Origin of the sequence: Kitasatospora sp. NPDC097605 (genome assembly GCF_040302725.1) — a bacterium.
GTDB lineage: Bacteria > Actinomycetota > Actinomycetes > Streptomycetales > Streptomycetaceae > Kitasatospora.
Genome location: NZ_JBEOSF010000057.1, coordinates 1 through 14,709 on the forward strand (window position 1 = coordinate 1; position 14,709 = coordinate 14,709).

A 14,709-nucleotide genomic window follows, 5' to 3' on the forward strand; every position below is an offset into this window, starting at 1 on the left:
ACATCCAGGTGCTGAGGTCGCTCGGCTCGGACGTCAACCGCCAGAAGGTCGTCGAGGGCCTGCGCCGTGCCGCGGACGGCCGCCCGTATTTTGGCGGGAATATTTTCCGTCCCGCTCGGAGTAAAGTGTCGCTCGACCGGGAACGGGGGCCGCCCTCCCCCTGGTCCGGGAACGAATCCACCGCACCGCCACCACCGCCGCCGTCCGCCCCGCGAGACCGGGCACCGGTGCGGAACCCGGGAAACATGTCAGGCCGGTGTCAGAATTCTGGCAGGGATTTTGGGTATTACGTCCGCTATGTCCGGTGGGAATTGCGGCTTTCCCGGTGATTGCGCCCGTCCTGTCCGTTGGAACTCCGGCTGAATTCCCGGACATTGGCCCTGTTGCAGAGGGCGTCGATCCGGATACATTCAGCCGCGGTCGACGCAATCGCCCGTTCGCCGGATGCCGTTCGGCGGCCTCGGGAGGATTGCGGCGTGCACGGCCGCGCCCAGGGGGGGTTCCCCGGGCCGGCCTCCAACCAGACCCGCGTCCGCAGACCTGCGGGGGCGTGAAGGGCCAGCACAGCACTAGGGGAGTTCGGAATGGCTCAGGGCACCGTCAAGTGGTTCAACGCGGAGAAGGGCTACGGCTTCATCGCGGTCGACGGTGGTGCGGACGTCTTCGTCCACTACAGCGCGATCCAGATGGACGGCTACCGCACCCTTGAGGAGGGCCAGCGGGTCGAGTTCGAGATCTCTCAGGGGCAGAAGGGCCCGCAGGCGGACATGGTCCGCGCGGCGGTCTGACCTTTCCGACACCCAGGAGTTCGGCTCGGCCCATCGGGCTGGTGCGCCTCTTGCTTCACGGCGGGCCCGTGCGACCCCAGGTCGCACGGGCCCGCCGTCATGTCCGCGGCTCGCGGGTCGCCGATTGGGCTTGCACTCACCCACCCAGAGTGCTAATCATTGGCGTTAGCACTCTGAGCTTGAGAGTGACAAGCGGACCGGGTCGGTGAGGCCCCCGGGAGCGGTAGGGGAATGGACCCCCGCACACCAGGGCCGTCCGTCGCGGGCACCCCTTGGTCCGAGCAGTCGACCGTGTCCCGGAGGACCACTTCAGATGGCCAAGATCATCGCCTTTGATGAGGAAGCTCGCCGCGGCCTTGAGCGTGGCATGAACCAGCTCGCCGACGCAGTGAAGGTCACGCTCGGCCCCAAGGGTCGCAACGTCGTGCTGGAGAAGAAGTGGGGCGCCCCCACGATCACCAACGACGGTGTCTCCATCGCCAAGGAGATCGAGCTCGAGGACCCGTACGAGAAGATCGGCGCGGAGCTCGTCAAGGAGGTCGCCAAGAAGACCGACGACGTCGCGGGTGACGGCACCACCACCGCCACCGTGCTGGCCCAGGCGCTCGTCCGCGAGGGTCTGCGCAACGTCGCCGCCGGCGCCAACCCGATGGCCCTGAAGCGCGGCATCGAGAAGGCCGTCGCCGCCGTCTCCGACCAGCTGCTGGCCCAGGCCAAGGACGTGGAGACCAAGGAGCAGATCGCCTCCACCGCCTCCATCTCGGCCGCCGACACCCAGATCGGCGAGCTCATCGCCGAGGCCATGGACAAGGTCGGCAAGGAAGGCGTCATCACCGTCGAGGAGAGCAACACCTTCGGTCTGGAGCTCGAGCTCACCGAGGGCATGCGCTTCGACAAGGGCTACATCTCGGCCTACTTCGCCACCGACCTGGAGCGTATGGAGACCTCGTTCGAGGACCCCTACATCCTGATCGCCAACTCCAAGATCGGCTCGGTCAAGGACCTGCTGCCGCTGCTGGAGAAGGTCATGCAGAGCGGCAAGCCGCTCGTCATCATCGCCGAGGACGTCGAGGGCGAGGCCCTGTCGACCCTGGTCGTGAACAAGATCCGCGGCACCTTCAAGTCCGTCGCCGTCAAGGCCCCGGGCTTCGGCGACCGCCGCAAGGCCATGCTCCAGGACATCGCCATCCTCACCGGTGGCACCGTGATCTCCGAGGAGGTCGGCCTGAAGCTGGAGAACGCCGGCGTCGACCTGCTGGGCACCGCCCGCAAGGTGGTCATCACCAAGGACGAGACCACCATCGTCGACGGTGGCGGCGACAGCGAGCAGGTCGCGGGCCGCGTGAACCAGATCCGCGCCGAGATCGAGAACAGCGACTCGGACTACGACCGCGAGAAGCTCCAGGAGCGCCTCGCCAAGCTGGCCGGCGGCGTGGCCGTCATCAAGGCCGGCGCGGCCACCGAGGTGGAGCTCAAGGAGCGCAAGCACCGCATCGAGGACGCCGTCCGCAACGCGAAGGCCGCCGTCGAGGAGGGCATCGTCGCCGGTGGTGGCGTCGCGCTGCTGCAGGCCGGTGTCGCCTTCGAGAAGCTGGAGCTGGACGGCGACGAGGCCACCGGCGCCAACATCGTCAAGGTCGCGCTGGAGGCCCCGATCAAGCAGATCGCGACCAACGCCGGCCTGGAGGGTGGCGTCGTGGTGGAGAAGGTGCGCAACCTCCCCGCCGGTCACGGCCTGAACGCCGCCACCAACGAGTACGTCGACCTGGTCGCCGAGGGCATCATCGACCCGGCCAAGGTCACCCGCTCCGCGCTGCAGAACGCCGCCTCCATCGCGGCGCTGTTCCTCACCACCGAGGCCGTCATCGCCGACAAGCCGGAGAAGGCCGCCGCGGCCGCCGGCGGCGGCATGCCGGGCGGTGACATGGACTTCTGATCCGCTGGTCGGATCGGCTGTTCTCGCTCGCACGGGCGGTTCCCTCCGGGGAGCCGCCCGTGCGGCGTTCTCGGACGTTCTTGGGAGACTGGACGGATGGCTACGACAGACGACATCGAGACGGCGCTGCACACCGCGCGGGCGCTGATCCTGGCCGACCTGACCGCGCGGGACGCCGCCGACGCCGCCGTGGTGTCCCTGGTGGAGAAGGCCGTGGCGCACCGCCGCTGGTGGCTGGAGCAGTGGCCGGACGGCACCGAGTACGTGCTGGGCCTGGTCGCCCAGGACGTCCAGGACGCGCTGCTGGAGAGCCACGGGCGCTGGCCGCTGTGCGCGGAATGCGCGGCGGACGGCGACCCGCACGCGCTGGGCGTGGAGCCGGAGCTGGGGCCGGACCCGCACTGGGTGTGCGGCAAGCGCGGCGCCGTGGTGGCGCCGGTGGGCAAGCTGTCGTAATCCTCCTGTTCGCAGGCCCTACCGCCGTCGTGCCCCCGGGTGCGGCGGCGGTTTTTTCCTGCCGGTTGGAACCGATGGACGGCATATGTAGTCTACCGACTTATACAGTCCGTCTGAGCCTTCACGGCAAGCGAGGGGGAGACCCATGTCCCAGCCAGATCCGACCCGGCCCGTCCTGGAACTGCGGGCGGTCACCCGGGTGCACGGCGCGGGCGCGGCCGAGGTGCAGGCACTGCGCGGCATCGACCTGGCCGTCCGTCCCGGCGAGTTCGTCGCCGTCATGGGGCCCTCCGGCTCCGGCAAGTCCACCCTGCTCACGCTGGCCGGCGGCCTGGACCGGCCCAGCCGCGGACAGGTGCTGGTCGAGGGCGTCGAGCTCGGCGCGCTGAGCCGCACCGGCCTGGCCGCCGTGCGGCGCCGCTCGGTCGGCTACGTCTTCCAGGACTACAACCTCGTCCCGGCGCTGACCGCCGCCGAGAACATCGCGCTGCCCCGGGAGCTGGACGGCGTCCCCGGGCGGACCGCTCGCCGCGAGGCCCGGGCCGCGCTGGCCGAGCTGGGCATCGGCGAGCTGGCCGACCGCTTCCCCGAGCAGCTGTCCGGCGGCCAGCAGCAGCGGGTCGCGATCGCCCGCGCCCTGGTCGGCGACCGGCGGCTGGTGCTGGCCGACGAGCCCACCGGCGCCCTCGACTCCGCCACCGGCGAGGCCGTGCTGGGCGTGCTGCGGGCGCGCTGCGACGCGGGGGCCGCCGCCATGATGGTCACCCACGACGCCCGGCACGCCGTCTGGGCCGACCGGGTGGTCGTCCTGCGTGACGGCCTGGTGGTCCAGGAGACCACCGGGCGGCAGGCCGCGCAGCTGCTGTCCGCCGGCGGGAACGGCGGCCGGTGATGAAGCTCTCAGCCCTGCGCGTCGCCCTGCGGATCGCCCGCCGCGACGCCCTGCGCGCCAAGGGCCGCAGCGTCCTGGTGGCCGCCATGGTCGCGCTTCCGGTGCTCGGTGTCGCCGGCGCCGACGTCGTCCACCGCAGCGGACAGCTCACCCCCGGCGAGCGGGTCGAGCGGCTGATGGGCGGGGCGGACGCCCTGATCACCGCCCACCGGCCGGGCCGCTCGGTCGACCAGGGGCCGTTCGCCGAGGACGGCGTGCTGGTGCTGCCGGAGGACCGGACCGATCCGGCCGCGGCGCCGGCCGCCGCCGCGGCGGCCTCCCCCGCCGGCCTGGTCGCCGGACTGCTGCCCGCGGGCGCGGCGCTGCTGCCGGCCACCCCCGGGCCGGCGGTCAGCACCTCCACCCGGGAGGGCCTGTTCACCACCGCGACCTCCGAGGCGGACCTGGCCGACCGGATCTGGCAGGGGCGGCTCGACCTGGTCGAGGGGAGGGCGCCGAGCGCGCCGCACGAGGCGGCCGTCACCCGGGCCTTCCTCGCCGAGGCCGGACTGCGGATCGGTGACTCCACCACGGTCAAGGGCCTCGACGGGACGCCGTTCCGGCTGACCGCCGTGGTCGAGTACCCCGGGGACCTCGACAAGGTCGAACTGGTGGCCCGGCCCGGCGAGCTGACCGCCCCGCTGGCCGCGGCAACCCCGCCCGCCGCGGGCGGCTCGTCCGGGCTGACCGCGGCCGGGGCGGACGAGGCCCGCCCGGAGCGCTGGCTGGTGCGGATGCCCGGCGGCGCAGCCCTGGACTGGCCGTCCGTCCGGCAGCTCAACCGGTACGGCTTCACGGTGACCTCGCGCGCCGTGGCGCTCGATCCGCCGCCCGCGTCCGCCGTCACCTACGACCCCGATCTGTTCCGGCTCCCGGACGCGGACAAGCGGGTCGTCGTGCTGGCCACGGTGGCCGGGATGGCGCTGCTGGAGGTCGCCCTGCTGGCCGGCCCGGCCTTCGCGGTGGGCGCCCGGCGCTCGCGCCGCCAGCTCGCCCTGATCGGCGCCGCCGGCGGCAACCGCGGCCACGTCCGCGCGGTCGTGCTCGGTTCCGGACTGGTGCTCGGCACCGTCGGCGCGGCCGTCGGCCTGGTGGCGGGCGTCGGACTGGTCGCCCTGCTGCGGACCCGGGCCGAGGAGGCCGGCGGCAGCCGCTTCGGGCACTTCGCGATCGCGCCGCTCGACCTGCTGGCCATCGCCGCCGTCGGGGTGGTCACCGCGCTGCTGGCCGCCGTGGTGCCCGCCGTCCAGGCCGCGCGCCGCGACGTGGTGGCCGGCCTCACCGGCCGGGACAGCGTGGGCGCGCCGAGCCGCCGGCTCCCGCTGCTGGGCCTGGTCCTGGTCGTGGCGGGCGCGGGCCTGGCGCTCTACGGCGCCGGCGGCCAGGACGCCACCGGCCTGCCGGTGTTCCAGGGGCTCACCAGGAAGGCGCTCACCGTGCTCGCCGGGGCGGTCACCGCCGAACTCGGCTTCCTGCTCTTCACCCCGATGCTGATCGCGCTGTTCGGCCGGCTCGCCGCCGGGCTGCCGCTCGGCCCCCGGCTGGCCCTGCGCGACTCGGCCCGCCACCGCGGCCGCACCGCGCCCGCCGTGGCCGCGGTGATGGCCGCCGTCGCCGGAGCCGTCGCCGTCGGCGTCTACACCACCGGCACCGAGGCCCAGGACCGGGCCGCCTACCGGCCCACCGCCCCGATGGGGGCCGTGGTGGTCGAAGCCCCGATGAAGGCGGACGACCCGCAGCTGCCGCGGCTGCGCGCAGCCGTCGAGCGGGACCTGCCGGACGCGGGCACCCGCGCCGACGTCCACAGCATGCTGTACGTCTTCTGCGAGGGCTGCTCCAGCGTGGTGCGGGCCAAGGGCACGGGCGCCCGGTTCGACGACGGCGGCCCCGGCAGCCGCGCGCTGGTCGGCGACGCGACGGTGCTGCACCACCTGTTCGGGGTGAACGACCGGGCCGTCGAGGAGGCCCTGGCCGCCGGCCGGGCGATCGTCTTCGACCGCGACCGGATGCACGACGGCCGGGCGGTGCTCACCATGCAGGGCGCGGCCGGCGGCGGTCCGGTCCGGCCCGGGGAGACGCCGCAGCCGGGCCGCAAGGAGATCGCGGTCGACGCGCTCCTGGTCGACAACCCGGACGCCGCCCGGTACGGGGGGCTGCTGATGAGCCCGGACGCGGTGCGCAGGGCCGGTCTCTCCACCGAGTCGATCGGCTCGGTGTGGCGGCCCGCGCACCCGCCCACCGCCAAGGCGCAGCAGCGCGTGGAGGCCGATCTGGCCCAGGTCGTCCCGCGGGCGCAGCTGCACGTGGAGCGCGGTTTCCAGCCGAAGGACGACGTGATCGGCCTCGCGCTCGCCGGGTTCGCCGTGGTGGTGGTGCTGGGCGCGGCGGCCGTGGCCACCGGTCTGGCCGCCGCCGACTCCCGCAATGACCGGGCCACGCTGGCCGCGGTCGGTGCGCCGCCGCGGATCCACCGGGTGCTGGCCGGTCTGCAGAGCACGCTGATCGCGGGGCTCGGGGCGGCGATCGGCACGGTCAGCGGGTTCGTGCCCGCGGTGGCGCTGCTGCGCTCGCACGCCGGCGGGCGGATCGGTGAGCCGGCGGCCCCGTTCACCGCGCCGTGGGGGCTGCTGGTGATGATCACGGTGGTGCTGCCGGTGGTGGCGGGGCTGGGTGCGGCCGCGTTCACCCGGTCGCGGCTGCCGCTGGCGCGCCGGGCGGGGTGACGCGGGTCGGGGGGACGGTCCGGCCGTCGGCTGGGTGGGTGCGCTCAGCCGACGGTCTCCAGCCGGGTGAGTTCGGCGGCGAGGTTGGTCCGGGCACAGGCGTCGAAACGGGCGTGCGCGGTGGGCGTGCGGTACAGCGCGGGGAGCGCGAGCAGCTGCCGGAGCACCGCCGCGCGCCCGGCGCGGAAGTCCGGCGCGGGCACGAAGGCGTACTCCTCCCGGACGGCCGCCGCGTACGCCGCGTAGTCCTGCGGCGGGCCGCCGAGCACGGCGAGGTCGGCGTCGCACAGCACCTCGCCGTCGCGGTCGCCCGGCGCGGGGTGGTGGGTGACGGTGAGCCGCACCAGCCGGGCCACCTCCTCGACCCGGGCCGCCGGCAGCCCCAGCCCGGTGAGCGCCCGGACGGCGAGGACGGCGCTGCGCTCCTCGTTCTCCGAGCGGTCCGGGCGGTAGACGGCGTCGTGGAACCAGGCGGCCAGCCGGACGGCGTCCGGGTCGCCGGCGTGCCCGGCGAGCGCGTCGACGTGGCCCAGCACCGCCCGCAGGTGGTCGGTGGTGTGGTACCGGCGCTGCGGCTCGGACCAGCGGCGCAGCAGTTCCCGGCCGGCCGGGTCGGGGTCGGCGTCCGCGCCGCAGCGGTGCAGCAGGTCGGTCCAGGCGGCGAGCAGGTCCGCGGGGGCTTCGGCGTCGGGCATGCGGCCATTGTGGTGGGCGGGGGCGTTCGAACGACAGATTCCACTGGACGCGATATGTCGATGAAAGGTATATGTAGCCTCATGACTGAACGGGCGATGCAAGAGCCGACCCTGCTCCTGCTGACCGCGCTGGCCGATGCCCCGCGGCACGGCTACGCGCTCATCCAGGAGATCGCCGCGATCTCGGACGGCCGGGTCAAGATGCGCACCGGGACGCTGTACGGCGCGCTCGACCGGCTGCTCCAGCAGGGCCTGATCGAGGTCGCGGCCGAGGAGATCGTGGACGGCCGGGCCCGGCGCACCTACGCCCTCACCGAGGACGGGCGCGCCGCGCTGACCGTCGAGGCGGAGCGGCTGCGCTCCGTCGCGCAGGAGGCCGAACGGCGGCTCGCCGCCGTCCGTCCGGGCTCCCGGCCGGCCCTGGGGAAGGCCGTCGGCGGGGCCGCCGGTCTCGGATTCGCCAACTCGACGGGGGTGTTCGCATGACCACGACGCACGGCTTCCCGGGCATGATGCCGGATCCGGTGGCGTTCCGCGCCGCGCTGCGGCTCTACCCGGCCCGCTATCGGCGCGAGCGCGGTGACGAGCTGTCCGCGGTCTTCGCCGACAGCACGGCCGGGGCCGGCCGGCTGGCCACCGTCCGCGAGGTGTTCGACCTGGGTGCGTACGGCCTGCGGATGCGCACCGGCCTGACCGCCTCCTCCGCCGTCGGGCAGTTGTTCGCGCTGGCCGCGCCGCTGGTCGCGGGTGCGGTCGCGGGGCTGTGCGCGGCCTACACGGTCGACCAGGTGGTCAACCCGGCCTGGGTCCCGGCGTGGGCGCTGCCGGACCGGATCGGCCGGGTGCCGGACTTCGTCTGGTTCCTCGGCCAGGCGCTGCTGCCGCTGCTGCTGGTCGCCGCCGTCCTGGCCGGCCGCCGGCGGGAGGCCCGGTACGCGGCGTTCGGCGTGGCCGGCGTCGGCGCGCTGGGGGTGGTGATCGCGGCCGTGCAGGACCCCTCCCTCTGGAGCTTCCTCCTGCGGTCCGGTGAGGCGACCCCGCTGTTGCTGGCCGGCCTGATGTTCGCCGTCGCTCCGCAGGAGCTGATGGCGGAGCGGCCGGGTGCGCGCGGCCGGACCGCGGTGCTGGCCGCCGCCGTCGGTGGCGGGCTGATCCTGACCGCGGAGGGCTACTACAGCTCCTTCGGCCTGCTGGACCGGGACGCGGCCGTGGCGCTGCTGCTGGTGCCGGCGGCCGCGCTGCTGTTCGCGGCACGGGGACGGCTGGCACCGGCGGCGATCGGCCTGGCGGCGCTGCCGATGACCTTCGGCTTCAACGCCTTCCGGACCTGGCAGTCGGTCGGCGGCATGTGGCGGATGGCCCCGCTGACCCTCGCGGTGGTGGTCGGGCTGGTGGCGACCGGCTGGATGCTGCACCGGGCGGGCGCCGGGCAGCGGCGCGGCGCGGGTGCGGGAGGTGCCCGGAGCCTCGCCTGAGCGGGGACGGCCGGAGCCTCGCCGCTTCTCGAACGGCCGGACGGACGGGTTGTGGGACCCGGACGTCCGGCCGTTCCGCGTTCTCCGGGCGGGCGCGTCGTCCGGCCAACCGGCCGCACGGGGCTCGCCGGGGGCGGACCGATGTGGCAGGCTATCTGATATGTCTAGACCAATTTTCGAAGTCATCGCGCTGACGCCCCAGGACGCCCAGGCCGCCGAGTCGGGCGGCGCCGACCGGCTCGAACTGGTCACGGACATGGCCGCCGACGGGCTCACCCCGTCGGTCGAGGACTTCGCCAGGATCCGGGCCGCCGTCGGGCTGCCGCTGCGCGTCATGCTCCGCATCCGGGACGGCTTCGCCCCCGGCGACCTGGACGAGCTGCGCGCCCGCGCCGCCGCGCTCCGGGCCGAGGGCGCCGACGAGTTCGTCTTCGGCTTCCTCGACGCCGAGGGCGCGGTCGACCTGGCCGCCACCGAGGCCGTCGCCGAGGCGGTGGCCGGCTGCCGCTGGACCTTCCACCGGGCGATCGACCACAGCGCCGACCGGGCCGCCGCGCGCGCCGCCGTCGGCGCGCTGCCCGGCCTGGACACCTTCCTCACCTCCGGCGCGGCCGGCGGGGTGGACGCCGGCCGGGACGTCCTGCTGGCCGAGCTGGCCCGGGCCGGCGAGCCCGGCCACACCCAGCGGATCCTGATCGGCGGCGGCCTGCGGGCCGAGCACCTGCCGGGGCTGCGGGCGGCCGGCTTCGACGCCTTCCACGTCGGCGGCGCGGTCCGGGCCGACGGCTGGCAGTCGCCGGTGGACGCCGCCAAGGTCGCCGAGTGGCGGGCGATGATCGACGGCTGAGCGCCGTCCGGGAACCGGGGCCGGCCCGCCGTACCGACGGGCCGGCCCCGCCCGTTCAGCGCAGCTGCTCCGGCAGCGGCTCGGCGTGCAGCACCTCCAGGCCGGAGACCGCACGGGTCAGCGCCACGTACAGCCGGCGCAGGCCGGTCCGCTCGTCCGGCTCGCCCGCGACCACCGCGGCCGGCTCGTCCAGCACCACGTAGTCGTACTCCAGACCCTTGGCCAGCGACGCCGGGACGAGCGTCAGCCGCGCCTCGGCACTGGTCTCGGTGCCGGGCGCGAGGTGCGCCAGACCGGCCTCGGCCAGCGCCCGCGCCAGCGCCGGGACGCGGGCGTCGGCCGCGATCAGACCGGTCGACCCCTCCCGCTCCAGCGCCCGCCGGCAGGCCTCGACCACGGCCCCGGTCCGCTCCTCCCCGGCGACCTGGCGGATCGTCAGCGACCCCGGGGCCTCACGCACCGAACTGGCCGGATTCAGGCCGGGCGCGATCGACGGCAGCAGCCGGGAGGCGTACGCGATGACCTCCTCCGGCACCCGGAAGCCCTTGGTCAGCTCCTCGATGTGGGCGGCCGGCTTGCCCAGGTGGTGCAGCGCCTCCGGCCAACTCGCGGTCGCCCAGGGGGTGGTGCCCTGGGCGAGGTCGCCCAGCACGGTCGCCGAGCCGGTGGTGCAGCGGCGGCCGACCGCGCGGTACTGCATCGGCGAGAGGTCCTGCGCCTCGTCCAGCACCACGTGTCCCAGCGAGGCGGTGCGCCGCACCAGATCGGTGGCCTCGTCGACGAGGACGGCGTCGGCGGCGGTCCAGCGGGCGGACTTCACCGAACGGCCCGGCTTGAGCCACAGCACCGCCGCCTGCTCCTCGGCGGTCAGCACGCCGTCCGCGCAGGCGGCCAGGAACTCCGGGTCGGAGAGCAGCCGCAGCACCAGCTTGGCCGGGTCGACCGCCGGCCAGCAGGCCTTGACCACCGCCTTCACGGCGGAGTTGCGGGCCACCGCGTCCTGCACCCGGTCGTCCGGGGCCTCGCCGCCCTGCTCCATCTTCAGCAGCACGGCGTGCGCGATCCGCTGCGGCAGCGCCTCCGCGGCCGCCCCGTAGCGGATCTCGCGGTCCTTCAACTCCTCGATGATCGCGACCAGTTCGTGGACCGGGACGCGCCAGCGGCGGGAGCCGCGGATCACCACGCACGGCTCGGTGGGCAGCGCGATGCCCGAGCGCACCGCCCGGCGCAGCACCTCCGCCATCCGGGCGTCGCCCTTCAGCCGGGCCGCCTCGGGGGAGTCCTCGCCGCGCACCTCGACGTGCCCGACCAGCTGCTGCACGGTGGCCTGCGCGACGTCCAGCTCGCCCAGCGCCGGCAGCACCTGCTCGATGTAGGAGAGGAAGGCGTTGTTCGGGCCGATCACCAGGGTGCCGGTGCGGGCCAGCCGCTCGCGGTGCGCGTACAGGAGGTAGGCCACACGGTGCAGGCCGACGGCGGTCTTCCCGGTGCCGGGGGCGCCCTGCACGCAGAGGGTGCCGGAGATGTCGGCGCGGACGATCTCGTCCTGCTCCGGCTGGATGGTCGCCACGATGTCGCGCATCGGGCCGACGCGCGGCTTCTCGATCTCGGCGGCCAGCAGGGCCGAGGAGGTGTCGTCCTCCGCCGGGTCGCAGAGGTGCTCGTCCTCGTACGCGGTGAGCTCGCCGCCGGTGTAGCCGAAGCGGCGGCGGCGCTCGACGTCCAGCGGCTCGGTGCGGCTGGCCCGGTAGAACGGCTGGGAGACCGGCGCGCGCCAGTCGATCACCATCGGGTCGCCGTCGGCGTCGTGGACGTGGCGGCGCCCGATGTAGAAGCTCTCTCCGCCGGACCCCTCGCTCAGCTCCTCGCTGATCGCGTGCAGGTAGTCGAGCCGGCCGAAGAACAGCGGGGTGTGCGAGAGGTCGGCCAGGGCGGCGATCCTGGCCTCGATCTGGTTCTGCAGCACCAGGGCGGTGACCCAGGTGCCGGTGACGTCGCGGATGTCCAGGGACTCGACGTCCTCGCGCATCGCGCGCAGCGCGGCCCTGGACGCGGCCAGGTGGTCGCGTTCGCGCTGCAGGGGGTCGGTGGTGGGGGTGGCGGGCACAGCGAACCTTCCCGGCTGCCCCCGGACGCGGGCGCAGCGGATCGTAGGAGCTCACAGTGGATACAGCCGACCGGTTGCCGAACGGCCGGTACCTCCCCCGGCTGCCTGCGCGACTTCAGCAGGTACCACGGTTCGGGAGGGGCAGACGGACGATCCTAGCCGCGTCCGCCCCTCCGATCCACCCCCGCCTCCTCCGTTACAGCACGTCGTCCGCGTCGACGATGCGGTAGGCGTAGCCCTGCTCGGCGAGGAAGCGCTGGCGGTGGGCGGCGAAGTCCTGGTCGACGGTGTCGCGGGCGACCACGGAGTAGAAGTGGGCGGCGTGGCCGTCCGCCTTGGGGCGCAGGACCCGGCCGAGGCGCTGGGCCTCCTCCTGCCGCGAGCCGAAGGTGCCGGAGACCTGGATGGCGACGGTCGCCTCCGGCAGGTCGATGGAGAAGTTGGCGACCTTGGAGACGACCAGGACGCCGATCTCCTTGTTGCGGAAGGCGTCGAACAGCTTCTCGCGCTGGGCGTTGCTGGTCTCGCCCTTGATCACCGGGGCGTCCAGGGCCTCGCCGAGCTCGTCCAGCTGGTCGATGTACTGGCCGATGATCAGCGTCTGGTCCTTCTCGTGCTTCCTGACCAGGGCCTCCACCACCCGGCGCTTGGTCGCCGTGGTGGCGCAGAAGCGGTAGCGCTCCTCGGGCTCCGCGGTCGCGTAGGCGAGCCGCTCGGAGTCGGTGAGGGTGACCCGGACCTCGCAGCAGTCGGCGGGCGCGATGTAGCCCTGCGCCTCGATCTCCTTCCACGGGGCGTCGAAGCGCTTCGGGCCGATCAGGCTGAACACGTCGCCCTCGCGGCCGTCCTCGCGCACCAGGGTGGCGGTCAGGCCGAGCCGGCGGCGGGCCTGGAGGTCCGCGGTGAACTTGAACACCGGGGCCGGCAGCAGGTGGACCTCGTCATAGACGACCAGGCCCCAGTTGCGGGCGTCGAAGAGCTCCAGGTGGGCGTAGACGCCCTTCCGCTTGGTGGTCATCACCTGGTAGGTGGCGATGGTGACCGGGCGGATCTCCTTCCGGGTGCCGCTGTACTCGCCGATCTCGTCCTCGGTGAGCGAGGTCCGCTTGACCAGCTCGTGCTTCCACTGGCGGGCCGAGACGGTGTTGGTCACCAGGATCAGCGTGGTCGACTTGGCGTGCGCCATCGCCGCCGCGCCGACCAGCGTCTTGCCGGCGCCGCAGGGCAGCACCACGACGCCCGAGCCGCCGTGCCAGAAGCCCTCCACCGCCTGCGCCTGGTAGGGGCGCAGGCTCCAGCCGTTCTCCTCCAGGTCGATCGGGTGCGCCTCGCCGTCCACGTAGCCGGCGAAGTCCTCGGCGGGCCAGCCGAGTTTCAGCAGCACCTGCTTGATCTGGCCGCGCTCGGAGGGGTGCACCACCACGGTGTCCGGGTCGATCCGGGCGCCGACCAGCGGGACGATCTTCTTGGACCGCAGCACCTCCTCCAGCACCGGCCGGTCGGTGGTGGTGAGCACCAGCCCGTGGGTCGGGTGCTTGAGCAGCCGCAGCCGCCCGTACCGGGCCATCGTGTCGGCCACGTCGACCAGCAGCGCGTGCGGCACCGGGTAGCGCGAGTACGTCACCAGGGCGTCCACGACCTGCTCGGCGTCGTGGCCGGCCGCCCGCGCGTTCCACAGCCCGAGCGGCGTCACCCGGTACGTGTGGACGTGCTCGGGCGCCCGCTCCAGCTCCGCGAACGGCGCGATGGCCCGGCGGCAGTCGGCGGCCTTGGGGTGGTCGATCTCCAGGAGAAGAGTTTTGTCGCTCTGGACGATGAGCGGTCCGTCGTTCACGCGGGGGTGCCCTCCACTGGCTGACAGGTCTGTCGGGTCTGCGGGTCCTTCGGGACGCCGACCCTCCAGTGTCGCGCATCCGGCCGGGTGGGTGGGACCGCTGCGGGCGGGAAGGCTACTTCCACTCGTGGTAGGTGCCGGTGGACTTGCCGTCCGGGGCGACCTCGTACTCGAAGAGGCCGACGACGTGGTTGAGGCGGTCGAGCTGGGGCGAGGCGGTGCTGAAGAAGAGCGAGCCGCGCCAGCTGGTGCCGCCGCCCTCGGTGAAGTGGCCGAGGCCGATGCCGTGCCAGACGACGCTCTGGCCGTCGGCCGTCATGTCGACGCCCTGGCCCTCGCCGTGCAGGGTGCCGTCGGCGCGCAGTTCGGACTCGTAGGTGCCGAAGCCGGTGACGGCGGTGCCGTAGTAGCTGCCGCTGCCCTCGAACGAGACCTCGACGACGACATGGCCGTCCCCGGCGTCGAGGACGCGCCGGCCGATGTCACGGCCCTGGGTGTTGCCGATCGGATCGCCGAGCATGATGACTCCTTTCGTCACCCCCCGCACTCCGGACTACGCCGGTGGGGGCGGGCCGTCAACTGCCGGTACGGGCGGTGCGGAAGGGGTGGCGGGGGGTGACCGGCGGCGGGGCGGCTCGTTGGGCAGGGCATGAACAAGTCGAAGCGTGTCCTCACCGCCCTCGCCCTCGCCGGGACGGCCTTCGCCGCCACCGCCTCCTCGGCCGGATCCGCGCACGCCGTCGCGGGCGTCGGGGAGGGGCCGGGCGGCCTGCTGGCGGCCCCCGGGTTCCTGGTCATGGACCTCACCGGTGCCAGTGCCGCGATGCCGGTCGGCCAGGGCGACCTCGCCGCCCTGGCGGAGAAGGCGCTGAAGGAGAAGCAGGCGGAGCAGGCGGCCCAGCAGCAGGGCCACTGAG

Annotated in this window: 13 protein-coding genes; 9 read left to right on the forward strand and 4 right to left on the reverse strand. The window is 74.0% G+C overall.

Translation table 11 applies throughout. The features are described 5' to 3' along the window. Positions 1–584 precede the first annotated feature (584 nt). From ABTX81_RS37255 to ABTX81_RS37275, 5 genes are all read left to right on the forward strand, one after another. Complete coding sequence (locus ABTX81_RS37255; protein WP_030289665.1) at positions 585–788, forward strand: cold-shock protein; 204 nt, start codon at positions 585–587, stop codon at positions 786–788. A 313-nt stretch (positions 789–1,101) separates the two neighbouring features. Then, complete coding sequence (gene groL, locus ABTX81_RS37260; RefSeq protein ID WP_350554947.1) at positions 1,102–2,724, forward strand: chaperonin GroEL; 1,623 nt, start codon at positions 1,102–1,104, stop codon at positions 2,722–2,724. Positions 2,725–2,820: 96 nt separating this feature from the next. Continuing rightward, positions 2,821–3,180, forward strand: coding sequence for a DUF8819 family protein (locus tag ABTX81_RS37265; RefSeq protein ID WP_350554949.1), 360 nt, complete (start codon positions 2,821–2,823; stop codon positions 3,178–3,180). A gap of 145 nt (positions 3,181–3,325) precedes the next feature. Continuing rightward, the gene (locus tag ABTX81_RS37270; RefSeq protein ID WP_350554951.1) at positions 3,326–4,072 is read left to right on the forward strand and encodes an ABC transporter ATP-binding protein; all 747 of its coding nucleotides are present in this window, start codon (positions 3,326–3,328) and stop codon (positions 4,070–4,072) included. Then, positions 4,072–6,834 (forward strand): FtsX-like permease family protein, encoded by a 2,763-nt coding sequence (locus tag ABTX81_RS37275; protein ID WP_350554953.1) that lies wholly within the window; start codon positions 4,072–4,074, stop codon positions 6,832–6,834. Before ABTX81_RS37270 ends, ABTX81_RS37275 begins: the two co-directional genes overlap by 1 nt. 44 nt (positions 6,835–6,878) lie before the next feature. Here ABTX81_RS37275 and ABTX81_RS37280 read toward each other — a convergent pair whose 3' ends face one another. Continuing rightward, on the reverse strand, positions 6,879–7,529 hold the full coding sequence (locus tag ABTX81_RS37280) for an HD domain-containing protein (RefSeq protein WP_350554955.1): 651 nt from the start codon (positions 7,527–7,529) through the stop codon (positions 6,879–6,881). A gap of 81 nt (positions 7,530–7,610) precedes the next feature. On the opposite strand from ABTX81_RS37280, the gene ABTX81_RS37285 reads away from it, so the two are divergent. The 3 genes from ABTX81_RS37285 to ABTX81_RS37295 all read left to right on the forward strand — a co-directional run bounded on the left by ABTX81_RS37285 (position 7,611) and on the right by ABTX81_RS37295 (position 9,851). Next, positions 7,611–8,015, forward strand: coding sequence for a PadR family transcriptional regulator (locus ABTX81_RS37285; protein ID WP_350554957.1), 405 nt, complete (start codon positions 7,611–7,613; stop codon positions 8,013–8,015). Then, a complete protein-coding gene (locus ABTX81_RS37290; protein WP_350554958.1) occupies positions 8,012–9,004 on the forward strand; it encodes a hypothetical protein in 993 nt (330 codons plus the stop codon). Before ABTX81_RS37285 ends, ABTX81_RS37290 begins: the two co-directional genes overlap by 4 nt. Before the next feature lie 160 nt (positions 9,005–9,164). Next, the gene (locus ABTX81_RS37295; protein WP_350554960.1) at positions 9,165–9,851 is read left to right on the forward strand and encodes a copper homeostasis protein CutC; all 687 of its coding nucleotides are present in this window, start codon (positions 9,165–9,167) and stop codon (positions 9,849–9,851) included. A gap of 55 nt (positions 9,852–9,906) precedes the next feature. On the opposite strand, the gene ABTX81_RS37300 is transcribed toward ABTX81_RS37295, so the two are convergent. From ABTX81_RS37300 to ABTX81_RS37310, 3 genes are all read right to left on the reverse strand, one after another. Further along, positions 9,907–11,958, reverse strand: coding sequence for a HelD family protein (locus ABTX81_RS37300; protein ID WP_350554962.1), 2,052 nt, complete (start codon positions 11,956–11,958; stop codon positions 9,907–9,909). 196 nt (positions 11,959–12,154) lie between these two features. Continuing rightward, positions 12,155–13,792 (reverse strand): DNA repair helicase XPB, encoded by a 1,638-nt coding sequence (locus ABTX81_RS37305; protein WP_350554964.1) that lies wholly within the window; start codon positions 13,790–13,792, stop codon positions 12,155–12,157. 115 nt (positions 13,793–13,907) lie between these two features. Further along, entirely contained in the window at positions 13,908–14,312 is a 405-nt protein-coding gene (locus ABTX81_RS37310) for a hypothetical protein (protein WP_350554966.1), read from the reverse strand. A 129-nt stretch (positions 14,313–14,441) separates the two neighbouring features. Here ABTX81_RS37310 and ABTX81_RS37315 point away from each other — a divergent pair, with 129 nt between their 5' ends. Next, positions 14,442–14,708, forward strand: coding sequence for a hypothetical protein (locus ABTX81_RS37315; RefSeq protein ID WP_350554968.1), 267 nt, complete (start codon positions 14,442–14,444; stop codon positions 14,706–14,708). Position 14,709: the final 1 nt, after the last annotated feature.

Bases quoted from the DNA above. Each gene is read 5' to 3' on its own strand.
- ABTX81_RS37255 (WP_030289665.1), top strand. From the start codon at position 585: ATGGCTCAGGGCACCGTCAAGTGGTTCAACGCGGAGAAGGGCTACGGC.
- groL (WP_350554947.1), top strand. From the start codon at position 1,102: ATGGCCAAGATCATCGCCTTTGATGAGGAAGCTCGCCGCGGCCTTGAG.
- ABTX81_RS37265 (WP_350554949.1), top strand. From the start codon at position 2,821: ATGGCTACGACAGACGACATCGAGACGGCGCTGCACACCGCGCGGGCG.
- ABTX81_RS37270 (WP_350554951.1), top strand. From the start codon at position 3,326: ATGTCCCAGCCAGATCCGACCCGGCCCGTCCTGGAACTGCGGGCGGTC.
- ABTX81_RS37275 (WP_350554953.1), top strand. From the start codon at position 4,072: ATGAAGCTCTCAGCCCTGCGCGTCGCCCTGCGGATCGCCCGCCGCGAC.
- ABTX81_RS37280 (WP_350554955.1), bottom strand. From the start codon at position 7,529: ATGCCCGACGCCGAAGCCCCCGCGGACCTGCTCGCCGCCTGGACCGAC.
- ABTX81_RS37285 (WP_350554957.1), top strand. From the start codon at position 7,611: ATGACTGAACGGGCGATGCAAGAGCCGACCCTGCTCCTGCTGACCGCG.
- ABTX81_RS37290 (WP_350554958.1), top strand. From the start codon at position 8,012: ATGACCACGACGCACGGCTTCCCGGGCATGATGCCGGATCCGGTGGCG.
- ABTX81_RS37295 (WP_350554960.1), top strand. From the start codon at position 9,165: ATGTCTAGACCAATTTTCGAAGTCATCGCGCTGACGCCCCAGGACGCC.
- ABTX81_RS37310 (WP_350554966.1), bottom strand. From the start codon at position 14,312: ATGCTCGGCGATCCGATCGGCAACACCCAGGGCCGTGACATCGGCCGG.
- ABTX81_RS37315 (WP_350554968.1), top strand. From the start codon at position 14,442: ATGAACAAGTCGAAGCGTGTCCTCACCGCCCTCGCCCTCGCCGGGACG.